Here is a 260-nt window from a genome sequence, read left to right as displayed (position 1 = left end):
CTGGAAACCCTCAAGCGTGATCTGCTCGAACAGCTCTACAAGCCAGTGCGCTGGGTTGAATCGGTACAGACGTTGGCCGCCAAGGGCGCGACCAATCTGGTCGAGTGCGGCCCGGGCAAAGTCCTCGCTGGCCTGAACAAACGTTGCGCCGAAGGCGTTTCGACTTCCAATCTCAATACCCCAGACGCCTTCGCTGCCGCTCGCGCAGCGCAGGCCTGAATCAGGAGAAACTTGCATGAGTCTGCAAGGTAAAGTTGCAC

General features: G+C 58.8%; 1 pseudogene. It reads left to right on the top strand.

The features are described 5' to 3' along the window. Window positions 1-219, top strand: a pseudogene (locus AAEY83_RS16350) (hypothetical protein); the annotation flags it as partial. Window positions 220-260 lie beyond the last annotated feature (41 nt).

The organism is Psychrobacter sp. TB20-MNA-CIBAN-0197 (assembly GCF_040309765.1).
GTDB lineage: Bacteria > Pseudomonadota > Gammaproteobacteria > Pseudomonadales > Moraxellaceae > Psychrobacter > Psychrobacter submarinus.
This window is presented reverse-complemented; position numbering and strand designations above follow the sequence as displayed.